This is a genomic window from Phreatobacter aquaticus (genome assembly GCF_005160265.1).
GTDB classification, from domain to species: Bacteria; Pseudomonadota; Alphaproteobacteria; order Rhizobiales; family Phreatobacteraceae; genus Phreatobacter; species Phreatobacter aquaticus.
Window position 1 is genome coordinate 2,542,874 of the sequence record NZ_CP039865.1, and the last position, 16,971, is coordinate 2,559,844.

Sequence of the window (16,971 nt, forward strand, 5' to 3'; positions counted from 1 at the left end):
GTGACGGTTGTCGATCTCGCGCGCTCGATCATCCTGTCATGGGGCTGGAAGCGGACGGGCCTGGCCTTCGGCGCGGGTGCCATCGGTGCGCTCGCCATGCCGCCCTTCGGGTTTTTTCCCGCCCTTGCCATCAGTTTCCCGGTGCTGGTCTGGCTGCTGGACGGGGCCTCGGCTGCCGGCGGCGGCTGGCGCACGATCTGGGCCGCGGCCAAGACCGGGTGGTGGTTCGCCTTCGGCTATCACCTGGCCGGCCTCTGGTGGATCGGCGCCGCATTTCTGGTGGAGGCCGACCGTTTCGCCTGGGCACTGCCCATCGCCGTCGTGGCGCTGCCGGCAGGGCTCGCGCTGTTCACGGCACTTGGCACTGCGGTCGCGCGCCTCCTGTGGCGGCCGGGGGCAGGGCGTATCCTTGCGCTGGCGCTCGGCCTGGGCCTTGCGGAATATGGCCGCGGAACCGTCCTGACCGGCTTTCCCTGGAACCTCTATGGCTATGCGCTGACCCAATATCTCTGGCTGGCCCAGGCGGCATCCCTGGTCGGCGTCTACGGACTGACCCTCGTTGCCATTCTGGTCTTTGCGAGCCCCAGTGTGCTCGGCGACGATCCCGATGACGCCGCAGGGCGGGCTTTTGTACCGGCTGGCGCCATCCTGGTGTTGATGTGCCTTGGTCTCTACGGCGGTTGGCGGGTCTCGACGACCCCGGTGGGAATGGTCGAGGGCGTACGCCTGCGCATCGTCCAGCCGGACATTCCGCAGGATGCCCGCTTCCGGCCCGAAGAGCGCGATACCATCCTGGCGCGCTACCTCGAACTCTCCGACAAGGCCTCGTCACCCGAGCGGATGGGGGTGCGCGACGTCACCCATCTGATCTGGCCGGAATCGGCATTTCCCTTTTTCCTCATCCGGGATCGTGCGGCACTCGCCCAGATTGCGAATCTCCTGCCCCCGGGTACGACCCTGCTGACCGGCGCAGCGCGGCCTGAGGCGCCGGCTCCGGGCCGCAGCGATATCCGCGTTTATAACTCAGTCTATATGATTGATGACGCGGGCCAGATCACCGAGACCTATGACAAGGTGCACTTGGTCCCGTTTGGCGAATACCTGCCATTCCAGGATCGCTTGGAGTCGATGGGATTGGAAGCCGTGACCAGGGTGCGCGGAGGCTTCTCGGCGGGGGATCGGCGCCGGACGCTGACGGTGCCAGGCGCGCCACCGGTCGGTATCCTGATATGCTACGAGATCATTTTTCCGGGCGAAGCGACCTCGGGCGACCGCCGGCCCGGCTGGCTCCTCAATGTCACCAACGACGCCTGGTTCGGCTTCACGCCCGGCCCCTACCAGCATATGCATCAGGCACAGGTGCGGGCTGTCGAAGAGGGTTTGCCGATCGTCCGCGCTGCGAATAACGGAATTTCCGCGGTTATTGATCCGTTGGGACGGGTGCTTCGGATGCTGCCCTTGGGGGCCCGCGATTCCCTTGATGCCGACCTGCCCACCGCGCTTGCGCCGACCCCATTTGCGCGCGCTGGTCATGTTCCACTCGCTGTAGTCTTCTTTGGATTGTTTCTAATCTTGGCGCGCCCGGCCCGTCGCCGCTCGCTGGGTTGATCACCGAGAGACTCGGCTGATCATTTGCTTCCTGTTGTAACAACACCATAAAACCTGCCCGGGCCGATTGCGCGCGGGGCCTCGGTTGTGGTTGGTTGCGGCCCACGCGAGTGCTAGTGTTACATCACACTTCAATCGCACGGCGCCCGTTTGCAATCTCTGCGCGAACTGTGGTGCTGCAAAGTGCAATCGGTTGCCCCGGAGTTTACGTATGGTCAAAAAGGTTCCCAACCCGATCGACAAGCACGTCGGCAGCCGTGTGCGCATGCGACGCATGATGCTCGGTATGAGTCAGGAGAAGCTGGGCGAGCGCCTCAGCCTGACGTTCCAGCAGGTGCAGAAGTATGAGAAGGGCACCAATCGTATCGGTGCCAGCCGGCTCCAGCAGATCTCCGCGATCCTGTCGGTGCCCGTGTCGTTCTTCTTCGAGGGGGCTCCGTCCACCGAACTCACGCCCGAGGGCGGCTTCTCGGATGTCGGCGGTGCGTCCTATGTCGCCGATTTCCTCTCCACCAGCGAGGGACTGGCGCTGAACCGCGCCTTCATCCGCATCAAGGACGCCAAGGTCCGCCGCAAGCTGGTCGAACTGGTCAATGCCGTGGCCGGCGAGGACGACGTCGTACTCTGAGGAGTCCGGCTTTCACCCAGCCGTCTCAAACCTGCTTCTGAACCCTGGAAGGCCGGTTCGTTCTTTTTTGCGAACGAAACGGCCTTTTTGCCGTTTTCGGGCTTGACCGCCGGGTAGCCTGTTGCCAGAAACTCGCCGCTCGGAAGCAAAGCGCTCGCGTTTTCCTCCAGTAGTGCGGCCGTGCGGGCTCTATCTCGCGTGGACGTTCAAATCCGGTTCATGGCGCCACCGATAACACGGCGCCTCTTCCCGCGACTGGCGCGGGATTTTGCCTCTGGAGGACGTTTTCGTGTCCCGCAGTTCTTATTTCTTCACGTCTGAATCCGTGTCTGAAGGCCATCCGGACAAGGTGTGCGACCGCATCTCGGACGAGATCGTCGACCTGTTCTTCAAGGAAGCGGCCAAGGGCGGCCTGCCGGCTGCTCAGGTTCGCGTCGCCGCCGAGACGCTTGCCACCACCAACCGCGTCGTCATCGCTGGCGAAGTGCGCACCAACCTCACCGAGAAGCAGATCAAGTCGAAGGTGAAGTCGGCCGCTCGCAAGGCGATCAAGAACATCGGCTACGAGCAGGCCGGTTTCCACTGGAAGACCGCCAAGATCGACGTCCTGCTGCATCCGCAGTCGGTCGACATCGCCCAGGGCGTTGACGAAGCCGGCAACAAGGACGTGGGCGCCGGCGACCAGGGCATCATGTTCGGTTATGCCTGCCGCGAGACCCCGGACCTCATGCCGGCCCCGCTCTACTACGCCCACAAGATCCTCGAGACTCTGACCAAGTACCGCAAAGCCAACGAGCGCAATTGCGGCAAGCTCGGCCCGGACGCTAAGAGCCAGATCACCATCCGCTACGAGAACGGCAAGCCTGCCGCTGTCACGCAGATCGTGCTGTCGACCCAGCATGTCGACGAGAAGCTGACCTCGAAGGACGTCCAGAAGATCGTCGAGCCGATCATTCGCGAGACGCTGGAAGGCATCGAGATCGCCAAGGACTGCAAGTGGTGGATCAACCCCACCGGCAAGTTCGTCATCGGCGGTCCGGACGGCGATTCGGGTCTGACCGGCCGCAAGATCATCGTCGACACCTATGGTGGCGCAGCCCCCCATGGCGGCGGTGCCTTCTCCGGCAAGGATCCGACCAAGGTCGACCGTTCGGCTGCCTATGCCGCGCGCTACCTCGCCAAGAACGTGGTTGCCGCCAAGCTCGCCGACCGCTGCACCATTCAGCTGTCCTACGCGATTGGCGTTGCCCAGCCGCTGTCGATCTATGTCGACCTGCACGGCACCGGCAAGGTTGACGAGGCCAAGCTTGAAGTCGCGCTCGCCAAGGTCATGGACCTGTCGCCGCGCGGCATCCGCGAGCACCTCAACCTCAACAAGGCGATCTACGCCAAGACCTCGGCTTACGGCCATTTCGGCCGCAAGCCCGGCCGCGACGGTTCCTTCTCCTGGGAGAAGACCGATCTGGCCGCCAAGCTCAAGGAAGCGCTCGCCTGAGTGGGCGATCGTTCCCGTACCTGATCGGAAAAGGGGGCCTTGTGCCCCCTTTTTCATGGGACACTCCCGGCCCGTTCCGCCTCCAGCGGCTTGATCTCCGCTCCGATATCGTGGATGTCGGCCGCCGCAGGATAAGAACGGGCTTTGCATGACCGACGAGAAGCGACTGGCGGGGCAGGGGGCCTTCTTTGGCCGGCGCAAGGGCAAGACCTTGCGCGCGCACCAGACCGACCTGATCGAAACCCTGCTCCCGCGTCTGTCGGTTGATCTCCAATCGCCCTGTGACCTTGCGACACTTCACGCCAAGCCGGTCCAGGGCCATGTGCTGGAGATCGGATTCGGTGGCGGCGAGCACCTCGTGCGCGAGGCGCTGGCCCATCCCCACCTCGGCTTCGTCGGCGTCGAACCCTTCGTCAACGGCATGGCCAAGATGCTGGCCGAGATCGAGCGCAAGGCGATCGCCAATGTCCGGCTGCACCCGGGCGACGGCGCCGACGTGCTGGCCTGGCTGCCGGAAGCCTCGCACGACATCGTCTATCTGCTCTATCCCGACCCCTGGCCGAAGAGCCGTCATCACAAGCGGCGCTTCGTCTCCGACCGGACGGTCGAGGCGCTAGCCCGCGTGCTGAAGCCAGGTGGAGAGTTCCGCTTCGCCAGCGATATCGACCATTATTCGGAATGGACGCTCGCCCACCTCCTGCGCTCGCCGCACTTCGTGTTCGCCGCCGAGCGCGCGGTCGACTGGCGCACGCCCTGGGCAGGTTGGGAATCCACCCGCTATGAGGTGAAGGCCCTGCGGGAGGGCCGGCAGCCGTGCTATCTGACGTTCCGGCGGCTCTGATCCGCCCGGAGATGGCATGACCCCGGCGCTCGCGATCCTCTGCTGCCTGCTAGCCGGCCTGTCTCTGCTGGCGGGACCGGTGGCGCTGTCGCCGCTGGACGTGCTGTCCGGGCTGGCTGGCGGGACGACCACGGCCGCCGTCATCGTCACCGAGATCCGCCTTCCGCGCACTCTGCTCGCCCTGATGATCGGCGGGACACTTGGCCTCGCCGGCGCCGCGCTTCAGGGCCTTGTCCGCAATCCGCTGGCCGAGCCGACCCTGTTCGGCGCCCCGGCGGCCGCGGCTTTCACCTCCTCCGCGGTGCTGGCCTTCGGCGGTTCCTCCGCCCTGTCATTCTGGCTGCCGGTCGCCGGCATGGCTGGCGCCTTCGTCTCCGTTGCGGCCTTGCTGCTGATCGCCGGCCAGCGCGCCAGCCTGACGGTCTTGTTGCTCGCAGGACTTGCATTGACCAGCCTGTTCGGCGCCGGCACCGCCCTTGTCCTCAACCTGGCGCCCAATCCCTTCGCTGCCCTGGAGATCGCGTTCTGGCTGCTCGGGTCGCTGGAAGACCGCTCCTTCGTCCATGTCGGCCTCGCCGCGCCCTTTCTCGCATTGGGTGCAGTCCTCCTCGCATCTCAGGCTCGTGCCTATCGCGCCCTGACGCTCGGCGAGGAGGTCGCCGGCAGCCTCGGCATCAATGTCGCGAAAACGCGCCTCATTGTGGCCCTGGGTCTCGCCTTTGGCGTCGGTGCCGCCGTCTCGGTCACCGGGGCCATCGGCTTTATCGGCCTGGTGGCGCCCCATCTGGTCCGGCGTGCGGTGGGAGCGGACCCTGGCCGCATCCTGCTGCCGGCGACGCTCGCCGGCGCCTGCCTGCTCACCGCTGCCGATATCGTCGCGAGGCTCATCCCGGCCACGACCGAGGTCAAGACCGGCGTGGTGACGGCCCTGGTCGGTGTCCCCTTCTTCCTCTGGCGCATCCTGCGCGAGCGCAGGCTGGAGGACGTGGCATGAGTGCGCTGTCGGTTGCCGATCTGACGGTGAGGCTCGGATCAACACTGGCGGTCGATCGGGCGGCATTCTCGGCAGAACAGGGAGAACTGGTCGCGATCGTCGGGCCGAATGGTGCGGGCAAGACCAGCCTCGTCAGGGCTGTCGCAGGCCTCGTCCACCATTCCGGCCAATGTTCCCTCGACGGCACGCGGCTGGAGGAGCTTACGCCGGTTGAGCGCGCACGGCGCATCGCCTATCTGCCGCAACGGGCCGATTTCGCATGGGCGCTGCCAGTCCGCGATGCCGTGGCGCTGGGGCGGCTGCCCCATGGCGACCCGTTCGGGCGCCCGAGCCCTGACGATGCAACGGCTGTCGCAACTGCTCTGGACCGTCTGGCTCTGTCAGCCCTTGCCGATCGCCCGGTGACCGCGCTCTCCGGCGGAGAGCGTGCGCGCGTCATGCTGGCCCGCGTGCTGGCAACGCAGGCACCGTTGATCCTGGCCGACGAGCCGACGGCTGCTCTCGACCCGGCACATCAGATGCTGGTGCTCGACCTGCTGCGCGATGAGGCGAGGGCGGGGCGCATCGTGCTGGCCGTGCTGCATGATCTGGCGCTCGCCGCCCGCTATGCTGATCGGGTCCTGGTCATCGATCAGGGGGCGATCGTGGCCGACGGGCCTGCCGTCGCGGTGTTGACCGGCGACCTGATTGCGCGCGTTTTCGGGCTCGCCTGTCTGTTCGTGGAGATCGAGGGCCGGCGGGTGCCCATGCCGATCGGCCGCATCTAGGGGGCTGTGCTGCATCGCGACATCTCGACGCCGCGATCAACTGCGCTAACCTGAGGCTTCCCGTTTTCAGCTACCGGAAGCCTGACCCATGGCCGTCATCGATCGGATCGCCGCTTACCATGCCGAAATGACCGAGTGGCGCCGGGATTTCCACGCTCATCCAGAGATCGGCTTCGAGGAAGTGCGCACCAGCGGGATCGTGGCCGAAAAGCTGGAATCGTGGGGGATCGAGGTCTATCGCGGCTTCGGCAAGACCGGCCTGATGGGCGTGATCCACGGCCGCCCGGGCAACCGCAAGATTGGCCTGCGTGCCGACATGGATGCGCTGCCGATGCCGGAGCTCAACGATCACCTGCCCTACAAGAGCACCTACGAGAACCGCATGCATGCCTGTGGCCATGACGGCCACACCACAATGCTGCTGGGTGCCGCGCGCTATCTCGCCGAGACGCGCAACTTTTCAGGCACCGTCCATCTCATCTTCCAGCCCGCGGAAGAGGGCCTGACGGGCGCCGCCGAGATGCTGCGCGATGGCCTGTTCGAGAAATTCCCCTGCGACCAGGTCTATGGCATCCACAATGCCTGGAACCTTCCGCTCGGCACAGCCGCGATCCGTCCTGGCACGGTGCTGGCGGCCGTCGACTACTTCACCATCACGCTGAAAGGCCGTTCGAGCCACGCTGCCCAGCCGCACCAAGGGCTCGATCCGCTGCCCTGCGCGGTCCAGATCTATACGGCGCTGCAGAACCTCGTCAGCCGCCGCATGGACCCCCACGACGTCGTCGTTTTGTCCATCGGCCAGTTCAATGCCGGCACCTCGCAGATCGTCATACCTGAGACGGTGACGATGACGGGCACGATTCGCACCCTGAAGGCGGGCGTGCGCAAGCAGATGGACGAGCTCTTCCATCAGACCGTCCAGAACCTCGCTGCAGCTCATGGGGTCGAGCTGATCCTCGACTACAAGCGCTCCTACCCGCCGACCATCAACACGGCGGAAGAAGCCTCGGCCTTCGAGGCGGCGGCGCGCGATGTCGTCGGCGACGACCTCATCAAGACCGACCTGCCGTCGCTGACAGCCGGCGAGGATTTTGCCTATTACCTGGAGAAGGCACCCGGCGCCTTCATGCTGCTCGGCCAGACCACCCCGGAACACGGCGCCGTGCCGGTTCATAATGGCCGCTACGACTTCAACGACGACCTGTTGCCAATCGGCGCAAGCTGCTTCGCGCGGCTGGTGGAGCAGCAATTGTCGGGCGTCTGAACGCCCGGCAATCCCTTAGCGGAAGTGCTTGGAGAGCTTCAGGCCCTGGGCCTGATAGTTCGAGCCGACCTCGCCATAGAGGCTCTTCGGCGTCTCGATCATGTGCTCGTAGACGAGACGCGCCACGATCTGCCCGTGCTCCAGAATGAACGGCACCTCGCGGGAGCGGACCTCCAGCACGGCGCGGGCACCACGCCCGCCGGCCGTCGCATGGCCGAAGCCCGGATCGAAAAAGCCGGCATAATGGGCTCGGAACTCGCCGACGAGCGGATCGAACGGCACCATCTCGGCGGCATAGGCCGGCGGCACGACCACCGCCTCCTTCGAGGCGAGTATATAGAACTCGTCGGGATCGAGGATCATCTCGCCCTTTCCGCGGGCCTGGATCGGCTCCCAGAAGTCGAGCACATCGGCGGCGGCCTTCTTGTCCACGTCGATGACGCTGGAATGGCGCTTGGCGCGATAGCCGAGAAGCCCGCCCCAGGCTTCGCCCATCAGGTCGATCGACACCGCGATGCCGCCAAGCGCCACCACCGGCTCGCCGGTATCCACGAGGCGCTCGGTCTCCTGCAGCACATTGACCTCGTCGATCGACAGTTCGGCCCGGCCGCGCCGGAGCCGGATCTGCGACAGGCGCGAGCCCGTGCGCACCAGGACCGGAAAGGTCTGTGGCGAGATTTCGAGAAACAGAGGCCCCTCATAGCCCGCGGGGATCGTGTCGAAGGCCTGGCCGTGGTCGACGATCACGCGGGTGAAGACATCGAGACGACCAGTCGAGCTCTTCGGATTGCAGGTGGCAGAGATGCCCTCGCGGAGCGCCAGTCCCTCCATCAGCTCGACCAGATAGACGCAGCCGGTTTCGAGCACCGCGCCGCGCGTCAGGTCGATCTCGTGCAGCGCCAGCGACTGCAGCCGGTCGGCGACAGCCGAATTCGGTCCGGGCAGGAAGCTCGCGCGGATGCGAAAGGCCCGTGTGCCAAGCCGGAGATCGAGCGAGGCCGGCTGGATCTGGTCGCTGTCCAGCGACCGGGCTATCCGGATCACGCCACGGCTGACCAGTTCCTCGATCGCCTGGGAGGGCAGAATGCCCGTCCTGTCGTCCTGGCTCATGCGAAAAACTCCGACGAACGTTTCGTTCGTCAAAAAGAACAAAACACTTGACGCGGCAAGCCCTGAAACCTATCACGCTTGCCGCGTGGAGATTTGGCCGGCCGGCTTGCGGTCCACGATAAAGAAACCGCTAAAAGGCCGGGACCGCGGGTGCAACCCGGCCCTGGCTATTTGCCCGGCCGGGTTTTGTTTTTCCGGGGGACAAGTCCCCGAAAGGACCGTTGTGATGAAGAAGCCGTTCGACGCATCCCGCGCCCGCCCCGCCACCCGCCTCGTTCATGGCGGCACGATCCGCTCCAATTTCGGCGAGACCTCGGAAGCGCTATTCCTCACCCAGGGCCATGTCTATGACACGGCCGAGCAGGCCGAGGCCCGCTTCAAGGGCACCGACGAGGGCTTCATCTACGCCCGCTTCTCCAATCCCACCGTCCAGATGTTCGAGGACCGCGTGGCGCTTCTCGAAGGCGCCGAGGCCGCCAAGGCGACAGCGACCGGCATGGCGGCGGTCAATGCGGCCATGTTCGGCCAGCTCTCGGCCGGTGATCACGTCGTTGCCGCCAAGGCGCTGTTCGGCTCCTGCCGCTACATCATCGAGACGCTGCTGCCGCGCTTTGGCGTGCAGTCGACGCTGGTTGATGGTGCCGATCTCGCCCAGTGGGAAGCGGCTGTCCGCCCCAACACCAAGGTCTTCTTCCTCGAGAGCCCGACCAATCCGACGCTCGAGGTCTATGACATCGCGGCCATCTGCAGGATTGCCAAGAAGTCCGGCATCAAGGTGACTGTCGACAATGTCTTCGCAACCGCCATGCTGCAGAGCCCGCTCGAGCTCGGCGCAGACTGCGTAATCTATTCAACCACCAAGCACATTGACGGTCAGGGCCGCTGCCTTGGCGGTGTCATCCTGGGCTCAAAGCAGTTCATCCAGGACAATGTCTACCAGTACCTTCGCCAGACGGGCCCGGCCATGAGCCCGTTCAATGCCTGGGTCATGCTGAAGGGCCTGGAGACACTGCCGCTGCGGGTGGAGCGCCAGACGGCGACGGCCGCCCGCGTCGCCGATGTCCTGGCCGCCCTGCCGGGCGTCACCAAGGTGCTCTATCCCGGCCGCAAGGATCACCCGCAATATGAGCTGGCCAAGCGCCAGATGAAGGGTGGCTCGACGCTGATCGCCTTCGAGGTCGAGGGCGGCAAGGCCGGCGCCTTCCGCGTCGCCAATGCGCTGAATATCATCCGCATCTCCAACAATCTCGGCGATTCGAAGAGCCTTATCACCCATCCGGCGACCACGACGCACGACCGCTTCACGCCGGCCGAGCGGGCGGAGATGGGGATTTCCGATGGCATGCTGCGGCTCTCCTGCGGCCTCGAGGATGCCGACGACCTGATCGAGGACCTGACCCAGGCGGTCCACTCGCTGGAATGGCCGCACGGCGCCAAGATCGTCCGGCTCTGACGAATGCGGAGAAGGCAGGGGCGCACGGCGCCTCTTGCCCGGCCGGCGCTTGGGTGCGAAAGACCGGTCATGTCGCTCCTGTCCTTCGCCTCCCGCCTCGCCCAGCCGCTGCTGCTCGCAACCGATCCCGAGACCGGGCATCAGCTCGCGGTCACTGCGCTCAAGACCTTGCCGGTGCCGCGCTGCGGCGCGGACGATCCCCGGCTCGCGGTCCGGGCCTTCGGGTTTGATTTCCCCAATCCGGTGGGTCTCGCCGCGGGCTTCGACAAGCACGCCGAAGTGCCGGATGCCTGCCTCAGGCTCGGCTTCGGCTTCGTCGAGGTTGGCGGCGTCACCCCGAAAGCCCAGCCGGGCAATCCCCGCCCGCGCGTGTTCCGCCTCGTGCCCGACCAGGCGGTGATCAACCGCTACGGCCTGAATTCCGATGGCATGGACGCCATTGCCGCCCGGCTTGCGCGCCGCACCGGCCAGCCGGGCGTTGTCGGCATCAATATCGGTCCCAACAAGGACGCGACTGACCGCGTGGCCGATTACGGCACGCTGGTCGAGAAGCTGGCGCCGCTGGTGTCCTATCTCTCCGTCAATGTCTCCTCGCCGAATACGCCAGGCCTGCGCGACCTGCAGCAGGCCAGCTTCCTCGACGACGTGCTGGCCCGCTCGCTCGATGCCCGCGACAAGGTGGCGCCCGGCAAGCCGGTTCTGGTCAAGATCGCGCCTGACCTCTCGCTCGAAGGCCTCGACGACATGGTGCAGGTCTGCCGCAAACGCGGCGTCGACGGCATGATCGTGGCCAATACGACGATCGCCCGTCCAACGAGCCTGAAGGATCAGGCGACCGCCAAGGAAACCGGCGGCCTGTCGGGTGCGCCCTTGTTCGACCGCTCGACCCGCATGCTGGCCGAGACCTATATCCGCGTCGAAGGCCAGTTCCCGCTGGTCGGGGTCGGCGGCATTGCCTCGGCCGACGATGCCTTCGCCAAGATCGAGGCGGGCGCCACGCTGGTCCAACTCTATTCCGCGCTGGTGTTCAAGGGGCTGGGCTTGGTCGGCGATATCAAGATAGGGCTTGCAGATCGCCTCAAGCGCGGCGGGTTCGCTACCGTTGCAGCGGCTGTCGGAACCGGCGTGGTGCGCTGGCGTCTCTAGCCGAACGTCGCCCTGACGAGGCGCGGATAGACCATCCACTGGTAGAGCCCGCGCGCCGCCTGGAAGGCCAGATAGGCGATCCACAGCCCGCTATTGCCGTAGCCGGACAGGAGCCACCAGAGCGCCAGGAACGTGGCGAGCGCCGCGAGCATGCAGTTGCGCATGGCCACCGTCCATGTCGCCCCGATGAACACACCATCGAACAGGAAGGCCATCACCCCCGTGAACGGCGTCAACGCCGCAAACGGCAGGTAGCGCCGGGCTTCCTGGCGCACCGCATCGGCCGTCGAGATGAAGTCGATGGCGTGATGGCCACCGGTATAGAACAGCAGTGACGCGCCCGTGCCGAAGGCGACGGCCCAGATGGCGGAGAGCGCAACGGCTCGCCGGAAGCTTGCCTCGTCGCGCGCGCCGACCGCCTGTCCCCCCATTTGCTCGGCGGCGGTGGCAAACCCGTCGAGGAAGAAGGCAACGACGCCCACCAGGTTCATCAGGATAGCATTGGCAGCGAGCACCGTGTCTCCGCCGAGCGCACCTTCGCGTGTGAAAAACGCAAAGCCGCCAACCAGCGCCGCCGTGCGGATCAGGATGTCGCGGTTGATGGCAAATGTGCGGACGAGCTTCGCCCGGTCTAACACCACCGACCAGGCGACGCCGAACCGGCCGCCGAGCAGGGTCAGCACCACGGCGAGGCCAATCACCGCGCCGCCGATCTCGGCCAGAGCATTGGCGGCGGCTGCCCCTGTGACGCCATAGCCGAGATGGCCGACGAACAGCAGGGTCAGGGCCATGTTCGCGAGATTGATGACGACTTGCAGGATGAGGCCGGTGACCGTGCGAGCCTGCCCGATCAGCCAGCCGAGCACGGCATAGTTCATGAAGGTAGCGGGCGCCGCCCAGATGCGGATCGAGACATAGGTATCGCCGACCGCCTGGACCTCTGCCGAGCCGCCCATCAGCGCGAAGGCCCCCCGGACGATCGGACGCTGCAACAGGATCATCGTGCAGCCAATGATCAGGGCCATGACCAGCGCGCGCGCAATCACCGCCCGCTTCTCCGCGTCGTCCCCGGCGCCAACCGCCTGCGCGGTGAGGCCGATTGTCCCCATGCGCAGGAACACGAAGATCCATAGCAGCACATCGATGATGACCGCGCCCAGTGCCACCGCGGCCAGCGCGGTCGCCTCGCCCAGCCGGCCGATGGCGGCGGTGCTGACGATGCCGAGGAGCGGTGTCGTCACATGGGCGAAGATCATTGGCACCGCGATGGCGAGCACGCGGCCATGGGTGACGACGGGGGCAGCAGACGGAGCAGGCGGGTTCATGCGTCCAGTCTGGCCGATTCCCTTGAGTTCTGCCGTCAGTTTCCGGTCTTGCCGGCCTCCCAGCCGAGCATGGCTTGCTTGCGCGTCAAGCCCCAGTGGTAGCCGGTGAGGGCGCCCGAGCGTCCGAGGACGCGATGGCAGGGCACGACGAACGAGATCGGGTTTTTGCCGACCGCGGCGCCCACAGCGCGGGCAGCCGTCGGGCGGCCGATATGGCTGGCAATCGTCGAGTAGGTCGTCGCCTTGCCCATCGGAATGCGCAAGAGCGTCTCCCAGACCCGCACCTCGAAATCCGTGCCGATCAGCACCACGCGCAAGGGCTGGCCGTCCGCCCAGGTCGCCGGATCGAAGATGCGCGCGGCGATCGGGCCCGTCGCAGCCGCATTCTCCTGAAAGGACGCCCGCGGCCAGCGCTGGCGCATGTCGGCAAGCGCCGAGGGCTCACCGCCGGGATCGCAGAAGCCGAGGCCGGCGAGGCCTCGATCTGTCGCAACGACAATAGCCAGACCGAACGGGGAGGGGTGAAAGCCATAGGACATTGTCAGTCCGTCGCCGCCGGTCTTGAAGTCGCCGGGCGTCATCGCCTCGTGGGTCACAAAGAGGTCGTGCAACCGCCCCGGCCCGGAATAGCCGACCTCATAGGCGGCATCGAGCACGGTCGCCTCGTCGCGCAACAGCGCGCGCGCGGCTTCGAGCGTGATCGCCTGCAGGAAGTCCTTTGGCGTCAGGCCGGCCCAGCGGCGGAACAGATGGTGGAGATGGCCGGCCGACAGGCCCACATGAGCCGCCATCTCCTCCACCGTCGGCTGGCGCCGCCAATGGTCGGTGATGAAGGCAAGCGTCCGGCGGACCACCTCGTAATCATCGGCGGCTTCGGTCAGGCGAATTGGAATGCCGTGCTTCTCGAGCTGGACGACATTGAGCATGGGGTGGCTCCGGTTGGGATCGTGAACCCGACTGTGGCGCGGGCACGAGGATCAAACCACCCGTTTCCTCATTGCCGAGGTGCAGATCATTCCTTGACGTCGGCGATGCGCCCGCCGCTGACCCGCACCAGCGCGGCGAAGTTCGTCTCGAAGACGCTGTTCGGCGCGCCGGCGGCCGCCCAGATCGGATCGAGCGCCTGGAGATCCTCATCGATCAGCACGGTCGGCGGCGTGATGTGGCCAACCGGGGCCACCCCGCCAATGGCGAAACCGGTGACGGCACGGATCCAGTCGGCATCGGCGCGCTTGATGGGCCGGCCCACAAGGTCCGCGATCTTGGCCGTGTTCACCCTGTTCGCGCCGGAGGTGACGACAAGGACCGGTGTCTCGCCGGCGCGCAGCATGATCGACTTGGCGATCTGCGCGACGGTGCATCCGACCGCGGCCGCAGCATCGGCGGCCGTGCGCGTGCTGTCGGAAAAGGCGGTGATGGTGTCGGAATGGCCGGCTGCTACAAGGGCAGCCCTGACCCTGTCCACCGAGCCGGTCGACGGCTTGTCTGTCATGCGCTGGAAGTCCTCGGTCTTGAAACGTCTCTTCGAGCGTCAGTCGAAACGGGTTCGTGTCGGTCCGCGCCTCGCTTCGGCCAGCGCCGACTTCAGCGCCTTCCCGAACGCCTCGCGTTCCACCGGCGGCAGGAAAGTCGCGATATCCAGCCTGCGGCGGCCCTCGTCAAGGGTCAGGCTCATCACCTGGCCATCGTCCTCGTCGACCGCCTGATGCAGGCGGGTCCAGGCCGGATTGAACCGCCATTCCCGCGACCGGCCGTGAAACGTCACCTTGCGGATACGGATATCGACCGGCGTGACGATCACCTCTTCGAAGGCCCGGGCGTGCAGGTAGTTGGCCCGGAACGCCAGGAAGATGATCAGCACGTCGAGCCCGAGGAACGGGGCGACCGGCCAGGCGCCGATCGCCGAGAACAGCACAATACCGATGAGGTTGAGCACGATCACCGCGGCCATCACGGCATAGAACCCTGTACGGCCAAGCGAGCGGTGCGGCGTGAGGATCGCCGCAAACAGGGGGGCGTCCTCAGCCTCGTCAGGCTCGCAGATCGGGTTGCCGGTGCTCATGTCGCCGCACTATACGACAGGGATGTCCGAGCCGACCACTCCAGCGCCGAAATCCCCGAAGAAGCCCGCTGCTGCCCGCAAGCGTCCGGCCAAGGCGATCGCCAATGCGCTGGCCGCCAAGGCCGCCTCGAAGCGCCGCAAGCGCGATGGCCTGACGGCCCAGGAGATCGAGGCGATCTTCTTCCGCTTCCACGAGGTCGAGCCGGAGCCGAAGGGCGAGCTGGAATCGGTCAATGCCTTCACCCTTCTGGTGGCGGTGGTCCTGTCGGCGCAGGCCACCGATGTCGGCGTCAACAAGGCGACCCGCCCGCTGTTCCAGGTGGCCGACACGCCGGCCGCGATGCTCGCGCTCGGGGAGGAAGGGCTCACCGGCTACATCAAGACCATCGGCCTGTTCCGCAACAAGGCCAAGAACGTCATCGCGCTGTCCCGGATGCTCCTCGATCGGCATGATGGCGACGTGCCGCGCGACCGCGAGGCCCTGGAGGCGCTGCCCGGCGTCGGGCGAAAGACCGCCAATGTCGTCCTCAACATGGCCTTCGGCGTGCCGACCATCGCGGTGGACACTCACCTGTTCCGCGTTGCCAATCGCACGGGCCTTGCCCATGGCAAGACGCCGCTCGCCGTCGAGCTTGGACTAGAGAAGATCGTGCCGGACGCCTACCGCCTCCACGCGCATCATTGGCTGATCCTGCACGGGCGCTACGTCTGCAAGGCCACAAAGCCGGCCTGTCCGCGCTGCATCATCCGTGACATCTGCCGCTTCGAGCACAAGACGGTGTGATGGCCGGGCAAGACGGAGTTGCGTGCCTGCCGAGCCGCAATGTGCTTCCGTATTGCCAGCATTCGCGCTAGATCGACAGCATGCTGAACAAGACCGCAGGCCATGGACGGCCAGCCGGAAACAGGGAGTTTGCGATGACCTCGGACAAGACTTTCTCGCGCCGTGCCGTGATTGCCGGCGCCGGTGCCGTTCTCGCGGCTCCCGCCGTGGTCAAGGCACAGGCGCAGGTGCTCAAGATCGCCAATCTCGTGCCCCGCTCTGGCTTCTTCGCCCAGGCCGGCCAGAGCATGCATCGCGGCGCGCTGGCATCCCCGGCTCTGCTCGCCGAACTCGGCTACAAGGTCGAGATCGTCCATATCGACACTGAATCCAACGCCGACGTCGCCCGTACCCAGGCCGAGCGCGCGATCAATGATGGCTGCCATGTCATCACCGGCGCCTTCGATTCCGGCCACACCCTGGCCATCGCCCAGGTCGCCGAGCAGCGCCAGATTCCCTTCGTGGTCAATGTTGCGGCCGCCCCGCAGATCACCGAGCAGGGCTACAAGTACCTGGTCCGCAACTTCCAGACCGGTGGCCAGCTGGTCACCAACGGCTTGCGTCTCATCAAGGATGTGACCGACGCCAAGGGCATCAAGCTCGAGACGGCCGTCTTCCTGCATGCCAACGACACGTTCGGCACCGCCCAGCGCGGCGCCATGGATGCGATCTGGCCGCGCGTCAACCTGCCGATCAAGCTGGTCGAGTCCATTGCCTATGACCCGCGCGCGCAGGATCTGTCGGTCGAAGTCACCAAGATCCGCTCGATCAACCCCGATCTGGTGATGTGCGTCACCCGCGCCTCCGACGCCATCAAGATGGTGCGCGACATGGTGCGCCAGCGCTTCCAGCCGAAGGCGATCATCTCGCCGGGCTCGCCGGGCTTCTATGACGAGGAATTCTACCAGGCGCTCGGTCCGCTGGCCGACTTCCTGCTGTTCGGCCTGCCCTGGGTCAATCCGAAATCGGCGATGTCGCAGGCCTTCGAGAAGGCGTTCCAGAAAGCCAATCCGAACAACCGGTTCGCCCCCGATGGCTTCAACGCCGGCTTCACCTTCGAGGGCTTCCTGATCGCGGCCGAGGGCTTCAAGAAGGCCGGGACCACCAACGGCCCGCAGCTGATGGAGGCCATCCGCGGCGTCAACATCGCGGAACACGTGATGATCGGCGGCCCGATCCAGTTCGACGCCAAGGGCCAGAACGTCAATATCGGGTCCGCGATGATCCAGAACATCAAGCGCACGCCGACCGTGGTGTTCCCGAGCGCCGTTGCCGTCACCGAGCCGGTCCTGCCGCTGCCGGCCTGGCAGGGCCGTTCCTGATCCCTGAACGCGCGGGCGGATTCCTCCGCCTGCGCCTTTTGCCCATCATTTCCGCACCGATCCGGCCGCAGCGCTGTTGCCGGACCGGTGCCTTCCCCTTAAGTCCCCCCATCGCCTTTCCGGAACAGGACCC

Annotated in this window: 16 protein-coding genes and 1 riboswitch; of the genes, 11 read left to right on the plus strand and 5 right to left on the minus strand. The window is 65.9% G+C overall.

Going from position 1 to position 16,971, the window contains the following annotated elements; translation table 11 throughout:
* The 7 genes from lnt (at position 1) to E8L99_RS11910 (ending at position 7,597) form a co-directional block, all read left to right on the plus strand.
* Positions 1-1,608, plus strand: a complete 1,608-nt coding sequence (gene lnt / locus E8L99_RS11880; protein WP_252511092.1) for an apolipoprotein N-acyltransferase — start codon at positions 1-3, stop codon at positions 1,606-1,608.
* Positions 1,609-1,819: 211 nt separating this feature from the next.
* Entirely contained in the window at positions 1,820-2,236 is a 417-nt protein-coding gene (locus E8L99_RS11885) for a helix-turn-helix domain-containing protein (protein ID WP_137099733.1), read from the plus strand.
* 289 nt (positions 2,237-2,525) lie between these two features.
* Entirely contained in the window at positions 2,526-3,731 is a 1,206-nt protein-coding gene (metK, locus tag E8L99_RS11890; RefSeq protein ID WP_137099734.1) for a methionine adenosyltransferase, read from the plus strand.
* A 148-nt stretch (positions 3,732-3,879) separates the two neighbouring features.
* Complete coding sequence (gene trmB, locus E8L99_RS11895; RefSeq protein WP_137099735.1) at positions 3,880-4,572, plus strand: tRNA (guanosine(46)-N7)-methyltransferase TrmB; 693 nt, start codon at positions 3,880-3,882, stop codon at positions 4,570-4,572.
* 16 nt (positions 4,573-4,588) lie between these two features.
* Positions 4,589-5,566 carry a FecCD family ABC transporter permease gene (locus tag E8L99_RS11900; protein ID WP_137099736.1) on the plus strand — a complete coding sequence of 326 codons (978 nt, stop codon included), beginning with the start codon at positions 4,589-4,591 and terminating at the stop codon, positions 5,564-5,566.
* The gene (locus tag E8L99_RS11905; protein WP_137099737.1) at positions 5,563-6,333 is read left to right on the plus strand and encodes an ABC transporter ATP-binding protein; all 771 of its coding nucleotides are present in this window, start codon (positions 5,563-5,565) and stop codon (positions 6,331-6,333) included. Before E8L99_RS11900 ends, E8L99_RS11905 begins: the two co-directional genes overlap by 4 nt.
* An 88-nt stretch (positions 6,334-6,421) precedes the next feature.
* Entirely contained in the window at positions 6,422-7,597 is a 1,176-nt protein-coding gene (locus tag E8L99_RS11910) for a M20 aminoacylase family protein (protein WP_137099738.1), read from the plus strand.
* Between the two features lie 15 nt (positions 7,598-7,612).
* On the opposite strand, the gene E8L99_RS11915 is transcribed toward E8L99_RS11910, so the two are convergent.
* Positions 7,613-8,707, minus strand: a complete 1,095-nt coding sequence (locus E8L99_RS11915) for a 2'-deoxycytidine 5'-triphosphate deaminase (protein ID WP_137099739.1) — start codon at positions 8,705-8,707, stop codon at positions 7,613-7,615.
* Positions 8,708-8,782: 75 nt separating this feature from the next.
* Positions 8,783-8,861: riboswitch (SAM riboswitch) on the plus strand.
* 72 nt (positions 8,862-8,933) lie between these two features.
* Here E8L99_RS11915 and E8L99_RS11920 point away from each other — a divergent pair.
* Both E8L99_RS11920 and E8L99_RS11925 read left to right on the plus strand, forming a co-directional pair.
* Complete coding sequence (locus E8L99_RS11920; RefSeq protein WP_137099740.1) at positions 8,934-10,160, plus strand: O-succinylhomoserine sulfhydrylase; 1,227 nt, start codon at positions 8,934-8,936, stop codon at positions 10,158-10,160.
* Between the two features lie 69 nt (positions 10,161-10,229).
* Positions 10,230-11,306 carry a quinone-dependent dihydroorotate dehydrogenase gene (locus E8L99_RS11925; RefSeq protein WP_137099741.1) on the plus strand — a complete coding sequence of 359 codons (1,077 nt, stop codon included), beginning with the start codon at positions 10,230-10,232 and terminating at the stop codon, positions 11,304-11,306.
* Here the strand turns inward: E8L99_RS11925 and E8L99_RS11930 are convergent.
* The 4 genes from E8L99_RS11930 to E8L99_RS11945 form a co-directional block, all read right to left on the minus strand.
* Positions 11,303-12,631: an MATE family efflux transporter gene (locus tag E8L99_RS11930; RefSeq protein ID WP_137099742.1), complete on the minus strand. Its 1,329-nt coding sequence runs from the start codon at positions 12,629-12,631 to the stop codon at positions 11,303-11,305. The two genes, E8L99_RS11925 and E8L99_RS11930, sit on opposite strands and share 4 nt — an antisense overlap.
* 35 nt (positions 12,632-12,666) lie before the next feature.
* Complete coding sequence (locus E8L99_RS11935; RefSeq protein ID WP_137099743.1) at positions 12,667-13,557, minus strand: bifunctional helix-turn-helix domain-containing protein/methylated-DNA--[protein]-cysteine S-methyltransferase; 891 nt, start codon at positions 13,555-13,557, stop codon at positions 12,667-12,669.
* Positions 13,558-13,643: 86 nt separating this feature from the next.
* Positions 13,644-14,123 carry a YbaK/EbsC family protein gene (locus E8L99_RS11940; protein WP_137099744.1) on the minus strand — a complete coding sequence of 160 codons (480 nt, stop codon included), beginning with the start codon at positions 14,121-14,123 and terminating at the stop codon, positions 13,644-13,646.
* A 39-nt stretch (positions 14,124-14,162) separates the two neighbouring features.
* The gene (locus E8L99_RS11945) at positions 14,163-14,693 is read right to left on the minus strand and encodes a DUF2244 domain-containing protein (protein ID WP_137099745.1); all 531 of its coding nucleotides are present in this window, start codon (positions 14,691-14,693) and stop codon (positions 14,163-14,165) included.
* 22 nt (positions 14,694-14,715) lie between these two features.
* Here E8L99_RS11945 and nth point away from each other — a divergent pair, with 22 nt between their 5' ends.
* Both nth and E8L99_RS11955 read left to right on the plus strand, forming a co-directional pair.
* Positions 14,716-15,477: an endonuclease III gene (nth, locus tag E8L99_RS11950; RefSeq protein WP_137099746.1), complete on the plus strand. Its 762-nt coding sequence runs from the start codon at positions 14,716-14,718 to the stop codon at positions 15,475-15,477.
* A gap of 134 nt (positions 15,478-15,611) precedes the next feature.
* On the plus strand, positions 15,612-16,838 hold the full coding sequence (locus E8L99_RS11955) for an ABC transporter substrate-binding protein (protein ID WP_215906999.1): 1,227 nt from the start codon (positions 15,612-15,614) through the stop codon (positions 16,836-16,838).
* Positions 16,839-16,971: the final 133 nt, after the last annotated feature.